This is a genomic window from Noviherbaspirillum saxi (assembly GCF_003591035.1).
Taxonomy (GTDB): Bacteria; Pseudomonadota; Gammaproteobacteria; order Burkholderiales; family Burkholderiaceae_D; genus Noviherbaspirillum; species Noviherbaspirillum saxi.
In genome coordinates, this window is the sequence record NZ_QYUO01000003.1 from 151,677 (window position 1) to 171,401 (window position 19,725).

20 protein-coding genes are annotated in these 19,725 nt (G+C 59.5%); 4 read left to right on the top strand and 16 right to left on the bottom strand.

Going from position 1 to position 19,725, the window contains the following annotated elements:
- Positions 1 to 108: 108 nt before the first annotated feature.
- The 13 genes from D3871_RS23940 to D3871_RS24000 form a co-directional block, all read right to left on the bottom strand.
- On the bottom strand, positions 109 to 381 hold the full coding sequence (locus D3871_RS23940; RefSeq protein WP_147376887.1) for a recombinase family protein: 273 nt from the start codon (positions 379 to 381) through the stop codon (positions 109 to 111).
- A 127-nt stretch (positions 382 to 508) separates the two neighbouring features.
- Positions 509 to 1,714 carry a 3-oxoadipyl-CoA thiolase gene (gene pcaF, locus D3871_RS23945; protein ID WP_119771643.1) on the bottom strand — a complete coding sequence of 402 codons (1,206 nt, stop codon included), beginning with the start codon at positions 1,712 to 1,714 and terminating at the stop codon, positions 509 to 511.
- A gap of 31 nt (positions 1,715 to 1,745) precedes the next feature.
- Positions 1,746 to 3,272: a 3-hydroxyacyl-CoA dehydrogenase PaaH gene (gene paaH / locus D3871_RS23950; RefSeq protein ID WP_119771644.1), complete on the bottom strand. Its 1,527-nt coding sequence runs from the start codon at positions 3,270 to 3,272 to the stop codon at positions 1,746 to 1,748.
- Positions 3,273 to 3,282: 10 nt separating this feature from the next.
- Positions 3,283 to 4,284, bottom strand: a complete 1,002-nt coding sequence (locus tag D3871_RS23955) for an NADPH:quinone oxidoreductase family protein (protein WP_119771645.1) — start codon at positions 4,282 to 4,284, stop codon at positions 3,283 to 3,285.
- 65 nt (positions 4,285 to 4,349) lie between these two features.
- Entirely contained in the window at positions 4,350 to 5,468 is a 1,119-nt protein-coding gene (locus tag D3871_RS23960; protein WP_119771646.1) for a CaiB/BaiF CoA transferase family protein, read from the bottom strand.
- A gap of 1 nt (position 5,469) precedes the next feature.
- On the bottom strand, positions 5,470 to 6,126 hold the full coding sequence (locus D3871_RS23965; protein WP_119771647.1) for a 3-hydroxyacyl-CoA dehydrogenase family protein: 657 nt from the start codon (positions 6,124 to 6,126) through the stop codon (positions 5,470 to 5,472).
- A 3-nt stretch (positions 6,127 to 6,129) separates the two neighbouring features.
- Complete coding sequence (locus D3871_RS23970; RefSeq protein WP_119771648.1) at positions 6,130 to 7,005, bottom strand: 3-hydroxyacyl-CoA dehydrogenase family protein; 876 nt, start codon at positions 7,003 to 7,005, stop codon at positions 6,130 to 6,132.
- Between the two features lie 10 nt (positions 7,006 to 7,015).
- Positions 7,016 to 8,182 (bottom strand): acyl-CoA dehydrogenase family protein, encoded by a 1,167-nt coding sequence (locus D3871_RS23975; RefSeq protein ID WP_119771649.1) that lies wholly within the window; start codon positions 8,180 to 8,182, stop codon positions 7,016 to 7,018.
- Between the two features lie 18 nt (positions 8,183 to 8,200).
- Positions 8,201 to 8,947, bottom strand: coding sequence for an SDR family NAD(P)-dependent oxidoreductase (locus D3871_RS23980; protein ID WP_119771650.1), 747 nt, complete (start codon positions 8,945 to 8,947; stop codon positions 8,201 to 8,203).
- Positions 8,948 to 8,949: 2 nt separating this feature from the next.
- Positions 8,950 to 9,717, bottom strand: a complete 768-nt coding sequence (locus D3871_RS23985; protein WP_119771651.1) for an enoyl-CoA hydratase/isomerase family protein — start codon at positions 9,715 to 9,717, stop codon at positions 8,950 to 8,952.
- A 2-nt stretch (positions 9,718 to 9,719) separates the two neighbouring features.
- Positions 9,720 to 11,396 carry a class I adenylate-forming enzyme family protein gene (locus D3871_RS23990; RefSeq protein WP_119771652.1) on the bottom strand — a complete coding sequence of 559 codons (1,677 nt, stop codon included), beginning with the start codon at positions 11,394 to 11,396 and terminating at the stop codon, positions 9,720 to 9,722.
- A 14-nt stretch (positions 11,397 to 11,410) separates the two neighbouring features.
- A complete protein-coding gene (locus D3871_RS23995) occupies positions 11,411 to 12,196 on the bottom strand; it encodes an enoyl-CoA hydratase-related protein (protein WP_119771653.1) in 786 nt (261 codons plus the stop codon).
- A 44-nt stretch (positions 12,197 to 12,240) separates the two neighbouring features.
- Positions 12,241 to 13,473 (bottom strand): CaiB/BaiF CoA transferase family protein, encoded by a 1,233-nt coding sequence (locus D3871_RS24000; protein WP_119771654.1) that lies wholly within the window; start codon positions 13,471 to 13,473, stop codon positions 12,241 to 12,243.
- A 244-nt stretch (positions 13,474 to 13,717) separates the two neighbouring features.
- On the opposite strand from D3871_RS24000, the gene D3871_RS24005 reads away from it, so the two are divergent.
- The 4 genes from D3871_RS24005 (at position 13,718) to D3871_RS24020 (ending at position 17,198) form a co-directional block, all read left to right on the top strand.
- Complete coding sequence (locus D3871_RS24005; RefSeq protein ID WP_119771655.1) at positions 13,718 to 15,382, top strand: sigma-54 interaction domain-containing protein; 1,665 nt, start codon at positions 13,718 to 13,720, stop codon at positions 15,380 to 15,382.
- Between the two features lie 241 nt (positions 15,383 to 15,623).
- Positions 15,624 to 15,902, top strand: a complete 279-nt coding sequence (locus tag D3871_RS24010; RefSeq protein WP_119772741.1) for a type II toxin-antitoxin system RelE/ParE family toxin — start codon at positions 15,624 to 15,626, stop codon at positions 15,900 to 15,902.
- 6 nt (positions 15,903 to 15,908) lie between these two features.
- Complete coding sequence (locus D3871_RS24015) at positions 15,909 to 16,214, top strand: HigA family addiction module antitoxin (protein WP_338016867.1); 306 nt, start codon at positions 15,909 to 15,911, stop codon at positions 16,212 to 16,214.
- 72 nt (positions 16,215 to 16,286) lie between these two features.
- A complete protein-coding gene (locus D3871_RS24020; RefSeq protein ID WP_119771656.1) occupies positions 16,287 to 17,198 on the top strand; it encodes a hypothetical protein in 912 nt (303 codons plus the stop codon).
- A 171-nt stretch (positions 17,199 to 17,369) separates the two neighbouring features.
- On the opposite strand, the gene D3871_RS24025 is transcribed toward D3871_RS24020, so the two are convergent.
- Genes D3871_RS24025 through D3871_RS24035 form a run of 3 tightly spaced genes read right to left on the bottom strand, consistent with a single transcriptional unit; the run spans position 17,370 to position 19,545 of the window.
- Positions 17,370 to 18,107: a DUF4286 family protein gene (locus D3871_RS24025; RefSeq protein WP_119771657.1), complete on the bottom strand. Its 738-nt coding sequence runs from the start codon at positions 18,105 to 18,107 to the stop codon at positions 17,370 to 17,372.
- The gene (locus D3871_RS24030; RefSeq protein ID WP_119771658.1) at positions 18,082 to 18,267 is read right to left on the bottom strand and encodes a hypothetical protein; all 186 of its coding nucleotides are present in this window, start codon (positions 18,265 to 18,267) and stop codon (positions 18,082 to 18,084) included. The genes D3871_RS24025 and D3871_RS24030 overlap by 26 nt, the downstream gene beginning before the upstream one ends.
- Positions 18,268 to 18,324: 57 nt before the next feature.
- Complete coding sequence (locus D3871_RS24035; protein WP_119771659.1) at positions 18,325 to 19,545, bottom strand: ABC transporter substrate-binding protein; 1,221 nt, start codon at positions 19,543 to 19,545, stop codon at positions 18,325 to 18,327.
- Positions 19,546 to 19,725 lie beyond the last annotated feature (180 nt).

A 19,725-nucleotide genomic window follows, 5' to 3' on the forward strand; every position in this document is an offset into this window, starting at 1 on the left:
GACACAGTTCTGCCGCTAGGTCGCGGCAAATGTGCGCTCAACCTAAGGCGTTTGTTGACTACAAGCACACGCCGTAGAAGGAACCGGCGGAGGCGGAGCTGCCGTCCTCTAGGATGAACGACGCTGCAAATATGCCCACACACTGCTCGCATACCAGCGCCCGCCATAGCCACCGCTGAACCCCTGCTTGTTTAGTGCTGCGGCAATGGAAGCAAACGACTCGCCCCTGGCCCGCTGTGCATTGATGCTTTCCAATAGGCCCGCGGATGCAACAGGCGTATCATTCTCCCTCCGTTTCATCCCGGCTCGGTCTTCGTTTTGTCGCCAATGGCGGTCAGGCGCGCTGCGGGCAGCAGAATCGTTGAGCAGTTGCTGAAGCATGAAGTGCCCCTTGCAGGCGAAAGAATCGGCTTTCATCATTATTGAATGAGAAGGAGTTCGTACAGCAATCGACGCTCGGATCATGCAGCCGGGGCGGACGGAGATGCCCCGGGGTAGGTCTACACCTTTAAATGCGCTCGATCACGAGGGCGACGCCCTGACCCACGCCGATGCACATTGTGCACAATGCATAGCGTCCGTTGATGCGCTCAAGCTGGTTCAGGGCAGTGGTCACGAGCCGTGCCCCCGACGCGCCTAGGGGGTGCCCGATTGCAATTGCGCCCCCGTTGGGATTCACATGGGGAGCGTCATCGGGCAGCCCAAGGTCGCGTGTCACAGCGAGTGCTTGGGCAGCAAACGCCTCGTTGAGCTCGATCACATCCATCTGCTCCATACGCAAGTTGGTCAAGGCCAGCACCTTGCGCGTGGCCGGGGAGGGACCAAAGCCCATGATACGGGGGGCCAGGGCCGCCGTCGCCATACCGAGGATGCGTGCGCGCGGCGTGAGTCCGTGCTTGACAGCGGCCGCCTCAGAGGAAATGAGCAGTGCGCAGGCACCGTCATTCACGCCGGAAGCATTGCCGGCGGTAACGGAGCCATCCGGCCTGACAACGCCCTTGAGCTTGACCAGCGCCTCCAACGTCGTTTCGGCGCGCGGATGTTCGTCGGTATCGAACAGTTTCGGATCTCCCTTCTTTTGCGGGATGGAGACCGGAATCACCTCGCGCGTGAAAAACCCTGCGGCATGCGCTGCTGCCCATCGTTGCTGGCTCCGCCAGGCAAAGGCATCCTGGTCGGCCCGTGCGATGCCGAATTCAACCGCAACGTTTTCTGCCGTCTCCGGCATGGAATCGACTCCGTACTTTGCTTTCATCTGTGCATTGATGAAGCGCCAGCCAATGGTCGTGTCCTCAATCTTCATGCTGCGCGAGAAGGCGGCATCCGCCTTCCCCATCACAAAAGGAGCGCGGCTCATGCTTTCCACGCCGCCTGCAATGATTAACTCCACCTCGCCGGAACGCACGGCGCGTCCCGCTGTCCCGATCGCGTCGAGACTTGAACCGCAAAGTCGGTTAATCGTATTCGCCGGCACATCTACCGGCAAGCCGGCCAACAGTGCCGACATCCGGCCGACATTGCGGTTGTCCTCTCCGGCCTGGTTCGCGCAGCCGTAGTACACATCATCGACAGCCTGCCAGTCGACGGCGCCGTTCCGTTCCATCAATGCCTTGATCGGCAACGCACCAAGATCATCGGCGCGTATCTGGGACAGGGTGCCGCCGTAGCGGCCGAAAGGGGTACGTACGGCGTCGCAAATGAACGCAAAGTTCATACTGGTTCCTTTTATGTTGGATGTTGGGGATTTATTGGTGGAAGCGCTTGCCGCTCCACACATTTTTCTGGATGAGCGGCGAGACACGATAGCGGTCTTCGCCATACACCTGTGCAAGATTGCCCAGCACGCGCATCACCGTGTTCAGTCCGATGCGGTCCGCCCAGGCTAACGGTCCGCACGGATAGTTCACCCCCTTCTGCATGGCGATGTCTGCACCGGCCGCGTCGCACACGCCCTGGTTCACCGCATCGGCGGCCTCGTTGGCCAGCATTGCTACCGTTCGCATCACGGCCATGCCGGGCACGTCGTCAAGTCGCGACACCGCATAGCCGGCGGCCTGCAGGAATCCGACCACCGCGCGATAGGCCTGCGGATCGCACTGCACGGCCGCCGCCACCGCCAGTCGCGTGGCCTTGCCATAGTCGAGGGCAAGATCGAGCAGCACGAGATTAGGCGTCTCCTGCTCGACGGCGCGTTGCGTTGCACTGCGGCCATCGGTAATACAGAGGATGGCGTCGTCACATTGAATCAGTGCATCATCGCTCGTGCTTGCTGAGTGCATAACCGCCACACCCGCTGTCGTGGCGCGCGAGACGATGGCATCGATCAAGGGATTGTGGCCTGATGCCGTCACGCGCCCCGGTTGCGCGCTCGGACTCTCGCTCTCGGGCTCCGGCTTGCTGCCGTCGTCATAACGATAAAAACCGCGTCCGCTCTTGCGTCCAAGGAAGCCGGCATTGACCAGTTCCTGTTGCGCCAGCGACGGCGTGAAGCGCGGGTCATTGAAGTAGGCATTGAAGACCGATTGGGTAACGGTGAAGTTCACATCGTGCCCGATCAGATCCATCAATTCAAACGGTCCCATGCGAAACCCGCCCGCTTCGCGCATGACGGCATCGATCGTGGCTGGGGCGGCTGCCTGCTCGTTCAACAAGCGCAGCGCCTCGGCATAGTAGGGGCGCGCAACGCGGTTGACGATAAAACCGGGCGTCGACTTCGCATGCACTGGCGTCTTGCCCCAGGCAATAGCGGTGTCGAAGATGCGGGCGGCGACTTGCGCGTCAGTCGCGAGGCCGCTGATCACTTCCACTAGCGCCATCAGCGGCACCGGATTAAAGAAATGCATGCCCACGAAGCGACCCGGCAACGCCAGCTTGGCTGCCAATGCCGTGACGGAAATCGAGGAGGTATTAGTAGCGAGTAGACAGTCCTCGGCGACCACCTTTTCCAGATCCGCAAACAGTTGGCGTTTGACATCGAGATTCTCGACGATGGCCTCGATCACCAGCTTCGCGTCGGACAAGTCACCGAGCGTGCTAGCCGCCTGCAATCGGCCACCTGCTGCATCAGCGTCCTCTGGCGTCATGCGTCCCTTTTCCTTGAGCATGCCGAAGGTCTTGCGGATGCCGGCAATTGCCTTTTCCACCGCTTCGGGACGGGTGTCGTACAGCTTCACCGTATGGCCAGCTGCCGCAGCGATTTGAGCGATCCCCGCCCCCATCGCACCACTGCCAACGACGGCAACGATGGAAGACGTAGTTAACGCGTTACTCATGACTTTCTCCTCAGGATTTGTTGTTGTCAGTCGTCAGGACGACCTTGCCGTTCACCTTGCCGTTCGCGACCAGGGAAAGCGCTTCGGCGAACTGATCCATCGGGAAGGCCCGCATCACGGTGGGCTTGAGCTTGCCGGCACTGTAGAGTCCAAAAATCTCGTCTTGTACGCGCCGCATCCACGCAGGATCGCGTTCGCGGTAATCGCTCCACTGCAAACCGGAGACGGAAATGTTTTTCAGTAGCAGATAGTTGGCCTTGATGGTCGGAATACGGCCGGCAGCGAAACCAATCACGACCATGCGGCCGCGCCATGCCAGGGCGCGCAGACTGCCGTCGAAAACGTCGCCGCCGATCGGATCCAGTACCACGTCGGCTCCGCGACCGTTCGTTGCCGCATGTACCTGGCGGCGGATTTCCACACGCAGGTTTTCCGCGCCAAGGTCGATGATGTGGTCCGCCCCGCCCCCCCGCGCAAGCCGCGCATGCGTCTCTCCGCGCACGCCGGCGAGCACGGTTGCGCCCAATGCCTTGGCGATCTGGACGGCGGCCAGCCCGACGCCACCACCGGCGCCGTTGACCAGTACTGTCTCTCCGTTGCGGAACTGGCCGCGTTCGACCAGCGCAAAATGCGCTGTCTGGTAGACGAGTCCCATGGCGGCGGCATCGGTGAAGGGCATAGTCTCAGGCATCACGAAGCAATTCGGGCCGGTCGCCGACAGTTGCTCCGCATAGGCTCCGTACTCGACTTGCGCCACCACGCGGTCGCCAGGTTTGCAGGAAGTGACACGGTTCCCTATCGCCGCCACGACGCCGGCCACCTCCTTGCCAGGGACGAATGGGCGCGGAGGCAGGGTTTGGTATTGACCACGGATAACCAGCAAATCGGGATAGTTGATCCCAATGGCGTGGACGTCGATCAACACCTCGTTATCGCCGACGGCGGGTGTGGGGATATCGTCAATCTTGAGCGACTCGGGTTCGCCGTGTTCTCGGATAAGAATGGCACGCATGATTCTTTCTTCGTATATTTAAGCAGGCGGCATTGCCGCCTGCGTTTCAGGCCACTAGTAATACTTCAGTCAAGGCCGAAGTCCTTGTTGGCTTCGCCGAGCTTTGGGTAAGTCGCGCTCTTGGCATCGGCGCGGAAATCTCCTGCCACCGGCGTCGGGAGTGCGGTGGTGCGGTGGCCATTGCTCTCCAGCTCCCTGGAAAACACGCCGCGCGCGCGGAAGTGCTCGTCCTGCATCGCTTCCTGCATGGTGGCGACGATGACACTGCAGACATCCTTGCCTTCAAAGCAGGACTTCCAGTGGGCGGCCGGCCTGGCCGCGATGATGGCGGCAACCGCGGCGCGAACACCGGCCGGGTCTTCGCTGTCTTCCAGCAGTTCCCGCGGCGCCCCGATGGCATCGACGAAATTGACCCAGAACTTGTCTTCCAGTGGGCCGGCGGCAATGAACTTGCCGTCACTGGTGCGATAGATCTGGTAGCGCGGCGAGCCGCCGGTGACGAGTTCGCCGCCCGGCACTGGCCACTTTCCTTCCGACTCACCGTTACCGATGGCCCAGTACAGGAAGGTGAACAGATTTTCGGCCATCGCGATGTCGAGCTTGCACCCCTTGCCGGTGCGGTCGCGCTGGCGCAGGGCAAGCAGGATGTTGACCACGGCGGGATAAGTTCCGCCCGCGATATCGGCGATCAGCGCAGGTGGCAGGACGGGCGCGCCGTCGCTCCCGGCCGACAGGCCGAGCATTCCCGCGTCGGCGACATAGTTCAGGTCATGTGCAGCCACGTCAGCCTTCGGGCCGGTCTGACCATAGCCCGTGATCGCGCAGTAGATGATCCTTGGATTGATTTTCGACAGCGCCTCATAGCCGAGCCCCAGCCTATCCATCACGCCGGGTCGGAACTGTTCTACTACGATATCAGCGCTTTCGATCAGACCGCGCAGGCGATCCACCACCCCTGCATCCTTGAGGTCGATGGCGATGCTGCGCTTGCCGCGGTTAAGCAGCGCGAAGTTCACGCTGTCGTCGTCGAACTTCGGTGTGTAGCTGCGCATTTCGTCACCCCGCCCGGGACGTTCGATCTTGATGACTTCGGCCCCTGCTTCGGCGAGGATGAGCGTTGCCAATGGTCCAGGCAGAAGCGTACTGAAGTCGAGTACGCGCACGCCTTCCAGTGGTCGCATCATTTCAGCCTGCCTTCTTCTGCGCGCGTGCCTTGGCCACGCGGGCACGGCGCGCAGGGGCGTAAGGCGATTCGCCATAAGCGTCGAACATAGCCTGCGTCACGTCGAAATGATGCGCAAGACCAGTGCGCTCCAGCAAGGCGATCGGCCCTTCCGGATATCCCAGGCCGAGCTTGAGCGTCAGGTCCATGTCGTCGGCGGTAGCCAAGCCTTCGTCGAGGCGGCGCAGCGCGGCGTTGTAGTAGGGGCGCACGAGGCGGTCGATGATGCGGCCCGCAAAATCGAAGCAGACGGCAACCTTCAGGCCTGCGCCTTCCAGAATAGCCTTGGCGGCATTGATCGCCGACTCGGGCGTATTCGGTTGCCTGACCAGCTCCACGAGATTGGACGGATCACCATCGCCGAGGCGAAAACGCGCGAACCCGAGGATATTGGAACCTTCCCCGGCGCGGCTTTCCCCGGTGTGCTCACCCAGGCATTCGCTGCCGAGTTCGATCAGGATGGCCGCCTTGTGGTCGGCATTGACGACCTTGGCCAGCGCTTCACCAGCCTTCTCGCCGATGAGGAGGATGACATCGCCTTCGCCGGACGCGCCTTCCAGCAGCGGATGGGTCGTCGGAAAAGAGCGGCTGTTGCCGGTATCGATAATGGAATAAGTCATGTGTCAGCTCCCGAACATCGCGTTGCCTTCATAGGTATAGAATCCGCGTCCAGACTTGCGGCCCAGATGGCCGGCGGCGATCATGCGCTTGACCAGCGGCGGGCAGGCGGCGCGCGGCTCGTTGGTGATGCCGTACATGGCTTCGCACAGCAACAGTTGGGTATCGAGCCCGATCAGGTCGAGTAGCTCCAGCGGTCCCATCGGATAGCCCAGACCCTCCTTGATCGCGCGGTCAATATCGGCAGGCGCGGCCACGCCTGCTTCGACGAGGCGGATCGCATCGTTGTTATAGGGGATGAGGAAGTAGTTAAGGATGAAGCCGGGGTTGTCCTTGGTTTTGACCGGACGTTGTCCCATTGCCTCGCACGCCGCCCACGCCTTGGTGAACGTCTCCTCGGTCGTGTTCAGGCCGGGCGACATCTCCACCAGCTTCATCAGCTGTGCCGGCAGACAAAAGTGCATCCCGACGAAACGGTCGTCACGCCCGGAGCCGGCGGCAATCTCCGTGATCGACAGGGTGGAAGTGTTTGAAGCAAAGATGGTATGCGACGGACAAACCTTGTCGAGCCTGGTGAACAGGTCGTGCTTCACCTTCAGGTCTTCGAACACCGCATCGATGACAAGGTCACATTCGCCCATGCCATCCAGCGACGTGGTCACGACGAGCTTGTCGACCGCCGCAGCCATCTTTTCCTCGGTCATCTTGCCACGCTGGACCGACTTCGCGAAAAAGTCCCTTGTCTGCTGCAACGATTTGTCGAGCGCCTCCTGGCGCGTGTCATACACGACAGTGCGGAAGCCGGCGCGAGCGGCAACGATCGCAATGCCCGCCCCCATCGTTCCGCAACCGGCAACGCCGATAGTCTTGATCTCACTCATTGAATTCCTCTCATTTGGTCAGGAAACTGCGGCCGATCAGCTGGCGATGCACCTGGTTGGTGCCCTCCCAGATCTGCGTAATCTTGGCGTCACGCATCAGGCGCTCGACGCGGAAATCCTGGCAATAGCCATAGCCGCCGAAGAGCTGCACCACGTCGGTAGTGATGCGCATGGCAATGTCGGAGGCGCGCATCTTCAGCATCGATGCGTCAATGCTGAAGTCCGTGCCTCCGCTGTCCACAAGCTTGGCAAGTCGCCATAGCCAGGATTCACACATTGCGAGGTCAGTCGCCATGTCGGCCAGCATGAACTGTATGCCCTGAAATTCGATGATCTTGCGGCCCGACTGCTTGCGCTCGTTGATGTAGGCGACGCCGTCCTCGAAGGCAGCGCGCGCTATTCCCAAGGCATGTGCGGCCACGCTGGGGCGCGACTTGTTGAGCGACGAGAACAGGATATTCAGCCCGTCTCCCGGGTTGCACAGCAGGTTGGTCCGTGGGACGCGGCAACCGTCAAAGGAAATCGTCGCGGTGCTGGACGCACGGTGCCCCATCTTTTGCTCGGTGCGCACCACGGACAGGCCGGGCGTATCCTGCTCCAGAATTACGACCGAAATGGCTTTCTTGGGATCGTCAATCTCGCTCCATTTGCCGAAGAGTACATAGACATCGGCCACGTCGCCATTGGTAATGAAGGTCTTTCCGCCATCGATGACGATATGGTCTCCGTCCGGCGTAAATCGCGTGCGCATGCCCGTCGCATCCGATCCGGCATCCGGTTCCGTGATCGCCAGGGCGGCAAGGCCGCCTTCCGCGATACGAGGCAGCAGGCGCTGCTTCTGCTCTTCGGAGCCGAAGTCGATCAGCGGCTTGATGGCATGGAAGTTTGTTGCCCAGATGATGCCTGTCGAGGCGCACGCCTTGGTGATCTCGCGCACGCACTCCAGGTAGGCTGTGTACGAGAGCTTCGCACCACCGTACTCCTCCGGAATGAACATCGCGTTCAGGCCGAGGTTGTTGATGGCATTGACGTTTTCCCAGGGGAACTCTCCGGTCTTGTCGTAATGCTCTGCGCGTACCATCAGCTCGGTGCGCGCCAGCGTGCGCACGCTATCCAGCAGCTGCTTTTCGTCGTCCGAAAGTTCGATGCTCGCATCGAGCCGTTCAAAAATGTTCACGTCAGTCCTTTATGCACGTTAATGCGCGACGCCCTGCGCGCCGTCGATGTAGATGGTTTCGCCCGACAGGAACAGAGCATCTGTTAGGAACAGCGCCTTGACCAGTTTCGCCACATCTTCCGAGGTACCGGGTATGCGGCCCGGAATGCGCTTCTCAAGATACTCACGCAAGGGACCTGCCGACATCGCTTCCTTGTTCAGATCGGTGGTGATGTAACCCGGCGCAACATCGATCACGCGGATACCCTTGCCGGCCCACTCCACTGCCAGGCAGCGGGTGATGGCACCGACCGCCGCCTTCGACGCGCAGTAAGCAAGGTTGCGCTTTACACCCAGCTTGTCGAAGAAAGACCCGATGTTGATGATCAATCCGCCACCCGACGCCACCAGGTGCGGATAGATGTGCTGGCAGCTCATGAATACCGAAGTGGTGTTGGTGGCAAATACCGTCTCGTAGTCCTCGCGCGAGAAGCTGGTGCTCGGGCCTTCGAGATGGACGCCGGCATTGTTCACCAGCCCGACGATCGGCCCGCCCAGTTTTGCCGCTTCCGCAAAGGCGTCGCGCAGACTGTCGCCGCTCGTGACATCGCAGGTAAAGCCGTGGCAGCGCGCAAGTGCTTCTGCACTCGCTCCCTGGACGGCCGGCAGTTCGCCGCGGCGTGACAGGCACGCGACGGTATGGCCAAGTTCAGCCAGCGCAATGGCGATGGCGGCGCCGATCCCGCGGCTCCCGCCGGTAACGATAATGGTTCCTTTTTCAGCCATGGTCAGCAGTCCTTGAATTGGGGCTTGCGCTTCTCGAGAAAGGCAGCCATGCCTTCACTGGCATCTTTCGTCTGGTAGGCAAGCGTGGATAGATCGGCCTCGACCTTGAGGCCTTCGGTCAGAGAGGTTTGCAGCGCGCGTTGTACTGCCCCGCGTGCCAGGCGCAGCGCCACCATGCCGTGGCCGCTGAATTCGCGGGCAAAGGCCATGCCGGCTTCAATCGCATCACCTTCCACCAGCCGGTTCACGAGGCCAATGCGCACCGCCTCGTCCGCGGCGACGGTACGGCCAGTCATGATCATTTCCAGCGCCCGGGCTTCGCCGACGATCCGGGGCAATCGTTGGGTGCCGCCATATCCCGGTATCAGGCCGAGCTTGATTTCCGGCAGGCCAACCTTAGCATTGGGCATCGCAAGGCGGAACGTGCAGGCCAGTGCCAGTTCCAGGCCCCCGCCAAAGGCATAGCCGTTGAGGATGGCTATCGATGGCATGGGCAAAGTGTCGAGCCGCGCGAATACCTGCTGGCCAAACTCTGCGCCGCGCTTATGCGCCTCCAGGTCACGGTCGGTCAGCTCGGCGATATCCGCTCCGGCACAAAACGCCTTCGGTCCGGCACCGGTAACAAGGAGTGCGCGTGCTGTCGACTTTTCCACTTCATCGAAGCAGCGATCGATATCGCCAATCAGCGAGAAGCTCAGCGCATTGAGCGCCTCCTGACGGTCGATGGTGATGATCGCAAATTCGTCGCGATACGATAATGTTATTGGCATGGCTAGTTCGCCTTCTCGGGTGTCTTGTTGTCATCGCCGGTCCAACGCACCGGCATCGGATTCAGTCGGCCCTGTTTGACCCATTCCACCAGCTCGCGCTTCAGGATCTTTCCACTGGCAGTCTGAGGAAATTCATCGAGCGCAAGGTAGTATTCCGGCATGTCGAACTTCGACAGTCCGGCGTCGCGCAAGTGCTTCAGGATTTCATCGCCGGTGGGCGGTACCGCGCCTTCGGTGCAAGTTACCGACAGGCAGACTTTTTCGCCAAGCCGGTCGTCTGCCACCGGGAAGGCGGCCGCCTTGAGTACCGCCGGATGCGTGATCGCGAGGTCTTCTATGGTTGACGGATGGATGTTGTGGCCGCCGCGGATGATCAGGTCCTTTTTCCGCCCCATGATGATCAGGCAGCCGTTGTCATCGAACATGCCAAGGTCACCGCTCAAGAACCAGCCATGCGCGTTGAATGATTTCTCCGTCGCCGACTGGTTGTTGAAGTAGCCCAGCATCAGGCTGCCGCCGCGGCCGCCGATCTCGCCGATTTCTCCTGGTTTGACCCCGATGTCGGGGTTGTCCTGGTTCCAGAGCGTGACTTCATAGGCAGCACAGGCCCGCCCGCAGGTACCGACGATGGTGTCGGCGTTGTCGCTGGGCAGCGTGTACTGGTGTGAGCCGTTTTCGGTCATGCCGTAGACGTTCTGCGGCAGGATGCCCCGGTTGAGGAAGCCTTGGGCGATCTCGCGCGGAATGGCGGCGCCGGCCATGTAAAACACCTTGACCTTGCCGAGCTTCTCGAGACCACGGCGCCTGGCTTCGGCCAGGATGTCCATCGCGTGCGTCGGCACGCCCATGACGTAGGTCGCACCGGTTTCAAGAATCCAGTCGATGGGTTTCATTCCATCCGGCAGATCATTGACTACCAGTTCCAGGCCGGCCACCAGCATCTGTTCGATGGATACCGTCGCGATGTGGTGGCTGACCGGGCTCAGGCTGAGAAGAATCGTGCTGGCGTCGTGCCCCCAGTCTTTCACCATGGCCCGGCCGTTGGCCAGCAGCGTGTTATCGCTATGCATGACGGCCTTGGGCAGGCCGGTGGTACCAGAGGTGAAGGCCAGGTAAACCACCTTGTCGGGATTCGTGTCGGGATCGGACACCGGGCGCGCGCCGCTGGCACGCGGAAATCCGTCGGAGCTTGTGCGTGAAGGTTCCAGCCAATAAGTACGGCGCAGGCTCTTCACCGCGCCGATCTCGTCGGTCGCACCTTCCCGTTTTGCATCGGCCCCGTAGCCTTTTTGCCCAAAGAATGCCTCGCAATCGATGCGTTCGATCAGGCGCACGATCTCGGCCACCGTGTAGTTCTGGTGCAGCGACGGGTTGCAGATGTAGCCGTTGCGCGAGCAGGCAAGGAAGATGATGACCGATTCCACCCGGCTGGGCAGCCATACCGATACGCGCGAGCCCTTGCGCAAGCCGGCCGCGGCGAGATCGGCGGCAACTGCATCCGTCCATTCCAGGAGCTGTGCCCACGTCAGGCGGCGAGCGCTGTCACGCAGCGCACAGGCATCAGGGCGTGCTTGCGCATGCGACTGCAACAGCATGTACAGCGTCTTGTCCTGCCAGACGCCGGCTGCATAGTAAGCGCGGGCCTGCTGCGGATCGTGGAGGGTAAGGACCGTGTTCATGGCACCGCTCTCGCTCATTGGCCGAACTTGGAGGTGTCGGGGGCGCGCTTCTCGCTGAAGGACTTTGACAGTTCCTTCGCCTCATCGGTGTCCAGATTCAGGCGCAGCAGCAAGTCATGCGTCACGCGCGACAAACCGCCCACACCGCCATGGCGTGCGCCGAAGGCCGCCTTGATCGACGCCAGTGCGAAGGCGCCGCGGTCGGCGATCTCGAGCGCCATCTCGCGCGTGGCCGCGGCCAGCTGGTCGTCGGGTACGACCTTGTTGATGAGCCCCATCTCCAATGCTTCCTTGGCACTGATTTTCGGATTGCGGAACCAGATTTCCTTAGCCTTCTTCTTTCCAACCAGGTCTTCCAGGTACCAGGTGCCAAAACCCGCGTCAAAACTTCCCATCATCGGTCCCACCTGGCGGAACACCGCGCTTTCCTTGGCAATCGTGATGTCGCACATCACCTGCAGCACGTTACCACCGCCGACAGCGAATCCGTTCACTGCGGCGATAACCGGTTTTTGCAGGCGATCAATGGCCTCGTACATGTCGAGCACAGGCAGCACGCCAGGGTAGAGGTGGGTGTCGGGCATGCCGGTTTTCTCGCCACCGATGCAGAAAAAACGATCGCCGGCGCCGGTGATGACAATGACGCGGGTACGAGTCTCACGGCGGATGTCGTTAATGCAGTCGCGGATTTCGTGGCACATCGTTTCGTTGAACATGTTGCCGTTGTCGGGGCGGTTCAGCGTAATGGCGCCGATAGGGCCGCCTTCGGTATAGAGGATGGTCTCGAACTGGCGTGTCATGGTGTCGTTCTCCTGGGGTGTATGTGTGGTGTGCGTTTTGCCGCTCAAAGCAGTCCTGCGTTGTCCAGCTTCTGAATCATGTCGTCGTCCCAGCCCAGCCATGAAGTGAAGGCTTGGCGGGTGTCTTCGCCGAGGCGGGGCGGATCCTTGCGGTAGGTGTTGAAATTGCCATCGAATCGGATACCGAGACCGACCTGAGGTACGGCGACACCGTTGCGGCGTATCGCGTAGAACAGGCCACGTTCGGTCAGTGTAGGATCGGTAACCACCTGGTCAAGACGATTGATCGGTCCCGACGGGATGCGCGCGTTGGCGAAGAGGTCGAGCCAGTGTGCACGCGGCTTCGTGAGCAGCATGGTCTGAATCTCGCGCACGATCTCCGTGCGGCAGGTGCGGCGGCCGGCATTGTCGGCAAAACGCTGCTCCTTGGCCATGTCCGTACGGCCGATTGCTTCGCAGAAACGATTCCAGATTGCATCGTTTCCGAGGCCGAGCGTAATCGGATGATCTGCCGTGTGAAAGGTCTGATAGATGGCGATTACGCTGTCGGTACCGCCGCTGCGTCGCGGCAGGTCACCCGAACCGAGATAGGGAATGATCCTCGGCGTCATGAATCGGGTCATGCTCTCGACCATCGCGATATCGATCTCATGGCCTTGTCCGGTACGATTCCGGTCGATCAGGGCGGCCAGCGCTGCCATTGCCGCGTCGGTGCCCGATAGCAGGTCGGCCGCCGGTGTACCCACCTTTTGCGGATTGCGCTCAGGGGACTCCCCCGTCAGGTCCATCACCCCGCTGTAACCTTCGGCAATCAGGTCATAGCAAGGCTGGTCGCTTTTCGCTCCGGCAAGACCGAAACCGGTGATCGACACATGTACCAGGCGTGGATTGATCTCTTTCAGGCGCGCGTAGTCGATGCCGAGCTTCTTCTGGCTTCGTCCAACCTGGTTGATGAGGATGACGTCGGCAACTTTCACCAGTGCATGGAGCGCATCGAGTCCAGCCGATTGTGCATAGTCGAGGGTCACGCTATGCTTGTTGCGGTTTACGCTCAGGAACCACAGGGATTCACCGTCAAGGAAGGGTGGTCCCCACGCACGCGCGTCGTCACCCCGTCCCGGGCGCTCGATCTTCAGCACTTCCGCACCGAAGTCAGCCAGCAGCAGCGATGCATAGGGTCCAGCGATAGAGGTAGTAAGGTCGAGGACGCGGATGCCTTCGAGCAGGCTCAGCGGCGTGGAGTTCGGGGCTGGTGATAATTGTTCTGCAGGTAACATGAGTTGGTGATGTCGATGGTGTTCACCTTTGCTTTGCAACCTCCATGCCACCGGAAATCGCCCTACCTGCCGGTGGCATGAAAACTGCCTCTTTTCCCATTAAAAACGCGGACTTGCGCTTCGCGGCGAGGGTGCCACCAGAGCGATTCCTTCCTGTAAAGCCACTGTCCATCCGCATAAAATGTCTTTTTGGGAGACAATCATCGCGACACACTCTGTATTCAAGGCAGACACTCTGAGAGACATGAACACGAACCGCAACGACCCACTCGCCTTTGGCGTGCTGGTTCTGGACACCAAAGGCGAAGTGATATGTGCAACCGACCTTGCACGCGACGACGCCGTCCAGAAACGCATCCTCGAACGCTATCGCAATGAAGATCGACGGAGGGGCATGCTTGCGCTGGAGGGTGAACCGAAGCTGATTGCGACCTTCCGTGCAGGCGACGACGCCACCATGTTCTTCATCCAGAACGCAGCCAGCAAATCCACCTTGTTCGATTTCGTCGCCAATGTCGACTTCGCGCACGCAGTCTTCGACTACTTTCTCAACAACCCCTACGAGTCGGTGGTGGTGGTCGATGACCAGGCGCGCGTGCGATACATTCCGCCGGTGCATGAACGGTTTTTCGGCATCGAGCATGGCGAGGCCATCGGCAAGAAGGTGACCGATGTCATCGAGAACACCAACCTGCATGAAGTAGTGCGTACCGGTAAGGCCGAGATCGGCAAGCTGCAAGAGATGGGTGGCGTCACGCGTGTGGTGGCGCGCATCCCATTGATTGAAAACGGCAAGACCCTGGGAGCGCTGGGACGCGTGATGTTCAAGGGTCCCGAGACAGTGGTCGAACTCAGCAAGGAAGTGGTCAAGCTGCGCTCGGAAGTCGAGTTCTACCGCAAGGAACTATCCGGCCTCAAGCGCCGCACCTTTGGCCTGGACAACATGGTGGGCAATAGCGACGCGATACGCCAACTCAAGGCCGACATCGCCAAGGTCGCACCGCTGTCGGTGCCGGTGCTGATCATCGGCGAGAGCGGCACCGGCAAGGAGTTGGCCGCGCACGCCATTCATGCGTTGAGCAAGCGCAGCGAAAATCCCATGGTCTTCGTCAATGCCGCCGCCCTGCCCGCCTCGCTGGTGGAGAGCGAGCTGTTCGGCTATGAAGGCGGTGCCTTTACCGGCGCCGAGCGCAAGGGCCGCAAGGGCAAGTTCGAACTGGCCGACCAGAGCTCGCTGTTCTTCGACGAAATCGGCGACATGCCGGCGGAGGTGCAGGTCAAGCTGCTGCGAGTACTGCAGGATGACATCTTCGAGCGCGTCGGCGGCGACCGCCCGCGCCACTCGGACTTCCGGCTCATCAGCGCGACCAATCGCAACTTCCAGGAAATGATCGCCCACGGCGAATTCCGCCTTGACCTGTACTACCGCATCAGCGGCGTCACCATCCGGATGCCTAGCCTGCGTGAGCGGCCGGAAGACATTCCCGAGCTCGTGCAGAGCTTCCTTGTCGCCTTTGCCGAGCGCCATCGCACACCGGTCAAAGGTGTCGATTCACGCGTGTATAGCTATCTCAAGGAACTTTCGTGGCCGGGAAATGTGCGCCAGTTACTGCATGAGGTGGAGAAGGCGGCCATCTTCTGCGACGGTCCTGAGATTGCACTCGACAACTTCCGTCTGATGCCGCAAGAACTGGGCGAACGTCCCATCCCGGCGTCGCCCGTCGAAGCCGGCGCGCGAGCATCCGCATCCGGCAAGATCCAGGACGCGATCGAGGAAATGGAAAAATCGATGATTCGAGATGCAATGGTCAAATACAAGGGAAACAAGAAGAAGGTCGCGGAGGAACTTGGGATCTCTCGTGCCTACCTTTACAAGAAACTTTCAGAGGAAGGCCCTGCGCTTACCTGATCTGTTCAAGCGGTGCGAGCCGCGCCACGGCACGTGTTAAAGATCAGTAACTGGTGAAACAACTCAACAACTGACGAGACAAATCAGTTTGCGTCCGTCCCCAGTATGTCTTGCGGACTTCTTGGCTGCGCGGAGATGTTTGCCTGTGTTCTTTAACGACAACATCAGATATTATTCCAGAAATTCCATCTTAAAGATTCTGTTTTACAGAATCTTTGGCGCAGACTATACTTTTACCAAGATGATTCGAACATTCGCATGCCGTGACACCGAAATGCTGTTCAACAGCTATGCGGTGAAACGCATTAAGAACATCGAGCGCGTTGCGCGTCGCAAGCTGCTGATGATCCATGCAGCGACGGTGCTGGATACATTGAAAGTCCCTCCGGGGAACCGATTGGAGCCGCTGTATGGAGATCGCAAGGGACAGTACAGCATCCGAATCAACGACCAGTGGCGTGTTTGCTTTCGATGGGCCGCCGATGGCGTGTATGACGTGGAAATTGTGGATTACCACTAGGAGTAAATGATGACAAAGAAACTGGATGAGATTCACCCCGGCGAGATTCTGGTGGAGGAATTCATCAAGCCGATGGACTTAACCAATGCGCGAGTGGCGTCCGATATCGACGTGCCGACCTCGCGCATCAGCGAAATCGCAAACGGTAAGCGCCCCATTACGGTTGATACTGCTGTTCGCCTCGGCGTGTATTTCAACATGGAGCCGCGCTTTTGGCTGAACCTGCAATCCGAGTATGACGTTCGGATAGCCGAGCGGGATTTACTGCCTGAAATCAAAGGCCGGATTCGTCCGCTGCTTCAGCACATATAAGAGGAAAACACCAATAACACTGCCTTCAAATCTAGTAAGTTTGAAACACGATAACTGGCAGAAAGCTAGCTAATGTCTCGCCTTGGATATGATCGAAATTCAGGTTTTGTTTATGAGGGCAGGCAGGATCCAACATATCCAGTTTGGCCCAATCCGGTGCTTTCACAAGCGACGGTGATCACTGGACCACTGGACTTTGCAAAAGTCCCGCTGTCTTTTGACTCCTCCCCGTGGGGGTTAATGTTTCGTGAAGATTCCTACGATCCTGTCAGCCGTATTCGACGTGGCAGGCTATTCGAAAAGCACGGTAACTCCGGGTGGGAACCGGTAACTGTAGATCCTCATCCAGCGATCGGTTCCGATCAACATTTCGCCCAAAAGGGACAGTTTCGCCTTTCAAAGGATCTGTCTGTATTCATAGAGTTCACTGCACTGTTGCAGCAACCGAACCGTGGCGAGGGGCTAAGCTTGGCTATTGGCGACCAGAGTGCCTATTCCCTTTGGCGAATCCTCCAGACAGAGGTAACTGCTGGCAAAGATGTACTCGTTACACTCAGGGCAGAATCGGCGTTTGGCATTCTTCCAGAACTTGATGAGTCACGCATTCTGCCGGATAGCCTTTCGGCAGTACAGACTGCGTTGTCGCGCGTGCTCGATGCTGCATATAAAGAACTTCCAACTTCTGTCGTTGACCAGTGCCGAAACGCCGCAACAGTGATCGTATCTCGTTGGATGCGTCAGGAGACAAACGGTAACACTCAGGACGAGAAAGACCTCGGGGAGTGGATCAAAACCGTCAAGGCTCATTTCTCGAAACGGCCTATGGCACTGATTTCAGCACTCGAAGTTATCAGAATTCTTCACCCGCGCGGCAAAGACAATGAGGCAGCTCGATTAAGATTACGTCCGCTCTCCGATACTGATGCTGAATTAGCTGTACATGCGATCGGATTCATCCTTCGTGAAGTCGGATGGACCAGATAGGGCGCCAATAAACCATTGGCTTGCAAACATCACGGAATGCGTGGGGTCAGCGGGCCCTGATAACCAAAGGAAAAGCATCAAACGAGCCATTTTGTCTCATGACATACTGGCCATTCACAGCACGATACGTAGACCGGGTACGTTATGGGCACGACGATGTCACCGGCATTGCTACTTCGATAAAACCCCGGCCGCATGACGTTCGTAGATCATCTGGTAGCGCATCCACGAGCCCAGCAACAGACCGGTGCGTGCCCCCTCCCCTGCCAGCACATGCGTATGCAGTGCCAGTGCGACTTGGCCAAGATCCGTGCTTTCAATGAACAGCACCCAGTCGGCAACCGTATCCTTTCCTGGTCGCAAGTCGCGTTCCATGCTTGCCACATTGGTCACGGCAGTATCGGTTTCCCATAGGGCGATGCGGACGATGCAGGCGTTTTGCATCAAGCGTGGCGCGAGTTCCTCGTGGATGAAACGACGGGCGTCTTCTTCCCTTCCGTGAATCGGCTTGCAGTGGGTAACGATCGCTGCGCCACCCGTGCCCTCGCCGGCGGACCAGGTTTCGCTGCAGGCGGAGCGCTCCATATTGAGAAAATGCGACATGATTTTCTGCGTCCACGCCGTGGGATGGGCAAGCTGCTGAACGTAAGGCGTCGACGCCAGTGTCTCGACCGTGTCGCAGTCGTAGACGACCATGTAGTTGGGCTGGCCGTCCACAGAACGATAGCGTCGGGCTCGCACGAAGCCTGGCAGTGCGAGGCGCTCGGTCAGGTGCTCCTGGTGATACCAGCGGGTGAATTCCTCATCCATCCCTTTCGGAACATCATTCATGGCCAGCAGTACGCCCGGTCGGCGCAGGGAAGTTGCTTTGGCCTGCGGCTTGTCAGTTTTTGCTTTGACCGTGTCCATGCATCCCCTCCTTTGACGTACGTTCTGCCAGCGCGCCCCATCCGAGTTCACGCCGGATCTGTTCCGGTTCCGGTAACGGTCCTGCCGCCAGCCTGCGCCGGCATAACCAGTTCCTGACCTGTTCCTTGCTCGGCGATGATGCCGTTTCTTTTGTGCTCATACGATGGTCCGTTGAAAATGAATGAGGCGGAGACATCTTGTGGCTCCGCCACACTGCTTACTTCTTGACCAACGGACAGGTGCTCTCCGACAACGGTTGGAAGGCCTCATCGCGCGGAATGACGCGCTTGATCTTCATGATGTCCCACTCTTCCTTCGATTCGCTGGGCTTCTTGGCTTCGGCCAGGTACATATCGTGGATCATGCGCCCGTCTTCCCGGATACGGCCGCCCTTTGCGAAGAAATCATTGATCTCGGTCTCTTTCATCTTCTTCATCACGGTGTCGCTGTTGTCGGAACCGGTCGCCTGGATGGACTTCAGGTAGTGCATGGTGGCGGAGTACATGCCGGCCTGGATCATCGTGGGCATCGCCTTATGCACGTCATAGAAGCGGCGCGACCACTTGCGGGTCTCGTCGTTGTAATCCCAATAGAAGCCGGTGGTAAACAGCAGGCCCTGCGCGCTCTTCAGGCCGAGACCCTTGATGTCGGTATCGAATACCAGCAGCGTTGCCAGCTTCTGTCCACCTCTGACAATGCCGAACTCGGCCGCCTGGCGCACTGCGTTCTGCGTATCCTTGCCGGCATTGGCCAGGCCGATCACCTTGGCCTTGGAAGCCTGTGCCTGCAGCAGGAATGAGGAGAAATCAGGCGCCGACAGAGGATGCTTGATCGTGCCCAGCACCTTGCCGTTCATTTGCTGGATCACCCGCGTTGTGTCCTTTTCCAGCGAGGAGCCAAAGGCGTAATCCGCGGTGATGAAATACCAGGAGTCACCGCCGTCCTGCATGACAGCGCGGCCGGTACCGGTGGCCAGGGCATAGGTGTCATAGACATAGTGAATGCCGTAGGGCGAACACTCCTTGTTGGTCAACGCCGTGGTGGCCGAACCGGCGAAGATCATCAAGCGCTTCTTTTCCGCGCCCAGCTTTTGCATCGCGATGGAAGCAGCCGAGTCGGTGGACTCAATGATCATGTCCATCTTGTCGACATCGAGCCACTCGCGGGCCTTGGACAGGGCGATGTCGACCTTGTTCTGGTAGTCGGCAGAGACCACCTCGATCTTCTTGCCGTTGACCGTGCCGCCAAAGTCCTTGACCGCCAATTCGACGGCCCGGACGGCACCCGGACCGCCGTTGGCGGAATAAACACCGGTCTTGTCGACGATGACGCCGATCTTCACGACATCATCGGAAATTTGCGCTGCAGCCTGCCCCGATACAAGGGCGGCGGCTCCAGCGGCCATTGCGGTCAGTGCAATACGTACGGCCTGCTTCATGAGTTTCTCTCCGTGTTCTAGTTAATAAGTGTTTGGCCTGCACGGGAGGTGCAGCATGCCTGCGCTTCCTCGTGCGAACCACTCCCGGGCTTGCGGTGCCTCGTACGTGACGTCTCCTGCGACCCCTTGGGAAGTGCGACGTCGCCATGACGGTGGCGCGCCTGCACCAGTGATACGCAA

Excerpts from the sequence above, each read along its gene's own strand:
- D3871_RS24015 (WP_338016867.1), top strand. The coding sequence starts at position 15,909 with ATGATGACAAAGAAACTGGATGAGATTCACCCCGGCGAGATTCTGGTG.
- D3871_RS23940 (WP_147376887.1), bottom strand. The coding sequence starts at position 381 with ATGCTTCAGCAACTGCTCAACGATTCTGCTGCCCGCAGCGCGCCTGAC.
- D3871_RS23970 (WP_119771648.1), bottom strand. The coding sequence starts at position 7,005 with ATGAGTGAGATCAAGACTATCGGCGTTGCCGGTTGCGGAACGATGGGG.
- paaH (WP_119771644.1), bottom strand. The coding sequence starts at position 3,272 with ATGAGTAACGCGTTAACTACGTCTTCCATCGTTGCCGTCGTTGGCAGT.
- D3871_RS23995 (WP_119771653.1), bottom strand. The coding sequence starts at position 12,196 with ATGACACGCCAGTTCGAGACCATCCTCTATACCGAAGGCGGCCCTATC.
- D3871_RS24010 (WP_119772741.1), top strand. The coding sequence starts at position 15,624 with ATGATTCGAACATTCGCATGCCGTGACACCGAAATGCTGTTCAACAGC.
- pcaF (WP_119771643.1), bottom strand. The coding sequence starts at position 1,714 with ATGAACTTTGCGTTCATTTGCGACGCCGTACGTACCCCTTTCGGCCGC.
- D3871_RS24030 (WP_119771658.1), bottom strand. The coding sequence starts at position 18,267 with ATGAGCACAAAAGAAACGGCATCATCGCCGAGCAAGGAACAGGTCAGG.
- D3871_RS23960 (WP_119771646.1), bottom strand. The coding sequence starts at position 5,468 with ATGATGCGACCACTGGAAGGCGTGCGCGTACTCGACTTCAGTACGCTT.
- D3871_RS24020 (WP_119771656.1), top strand. The coding sequence starts at position 16,287 with ATGTCTCGCCTTGGATATGATCGAAATTCAGGTTTTGTTTATGAGGGC.
- D3871_RS24025 (WP_119771657.1), bottom strand. The coding sequence starts at position 18,107 with ATGGACACGGTCAAAGCAAAAACTGACAAGCCGCAGGCCAAAGCAACT.
- D3871_RS24035 (WP_119771659.1), bottom strand. The coding sequence starts at position 19,545 with ATGAAGCAGGCCGTACGTATTGCACTGACCGCAATGGCCGCTGGAGCC.
- D3871_RS24000 (WP_119771654.1), bottom strand. The coding sequence starts at position 13,473 with ATGTTACCTGCAGAACAATTATCACCAGCCCCGAACTCCACGCCGCTG.
- D3871_RS23990 (WP_119771652.1), bottom strand. The coding sequence starts at position 11,396 with ATGAACACGGTCCTTACCCTCCACGATCCGCAGCAGGCCCGCGCTTAC.
- D3871_RS23980 (WP_119771650.1), bottom strand. The coding sequence starts at position 8,947 with ATGGCTGAAAAAGGAACCATTATCGTTACCGGCGGGAGCCGCGGGATC.
- D3871_RS23965 (WP_119771647.1), bottom strand. The coding sequence starts at position 6,126 with ATGACTTATTCCATTATCGATACCGGCAACAGCCGCTCTTTTCCGACG.
- D3871_RS24005 (WP_119771655.1), top strand. The coding sequence starts at position 13,718 with ATGAACACGAACCGCAACGACCCACTCGCCTTTGGCGTGCTGGTTCTG.
- D3871_RS23955 (WP_119771645.1), bottom strand. The coding sequence starts at position 4,284 with ATGCGTGCCATTCTTATCCGAGAACACGGCGAACCCGAGTCGCTCAAG.
- D3871_RS23985 (WP_119771651.1), bottom strand. The coding sequence starts at position 9,717 with ATGCCAATAACATTATCGTATCGCGACGAATTTGCGATCATCACCATC.